Source organism: Stenotrophomonas maltophilia group sp. RNC7 (assembly GCF_030910085.1).
GTDB lineage: Bacteria > Pseudomonadota > Gammaproteobacteria > Xanthomonadales > Xanthomonadaceae > Stenotrophomonas > Stenotrophomonas sepilia.
Genome location: NZ_JAVFVN010000226.1, coordinates 1 through 453 on the forward strand (window position 1 = coordinate 1; position 453 = coordinate 453).

Annotated in this window: 1 protein-coding gene; it reads left to right on the forward strand. The window is 53.4% G+C overall.

The window, feature by feature from the left end; all coding sequences use genetic code 11:
- Positions 1–180: 180 nt before the first annotated feature.
- Positions 181–453, forward strand: a 273-nt coding sequence (locus RCF13_RS02965; RefSeq protein WP_308140843.1) for a methyltransferase domain-containing protein, incomplete at its 3' end; no start/stop codon positions are given.

The window sequence follows — 453 nt, forward strand, 5'->3', positions numbered from 1 at the left end:
GCCGGTATCCCCAGTGTCGCGGGGTATGTTTGGATGGGCCTTACCACTTTCATCTGCATACCCTCCTCGGCAAACGTCACTCAAGGCGGTTTTCATCGGCTAGTCGACCGTTAGGGTTTCCTTTGCCGCCAGCAACGGAGATGGCAGTCCGGGAACTCAATTCAGAACAATGGATTTCACATGAATGACGAAACGAGAATGCCCGGCTCCCTCGCAGAAGAGGCGGACCTTCAATATAATAAACTTCGCGCCGAAGGTCACGGAGGCTGGGGCGGAGATCAATTCGATCAAAGACGAGTGGGTTGGGAAACAACACTCCGCACCCTTATGGAAAACCAGCTACTACCAGCCGCGCCAGCAAGGATCTTGGAGCTCGGCTGCGGAAATGGCATGATCTCGTTGATATTGGCTAATCAGGGATATTCTGTGGTTGGGGTGGACATTTCACGCTCA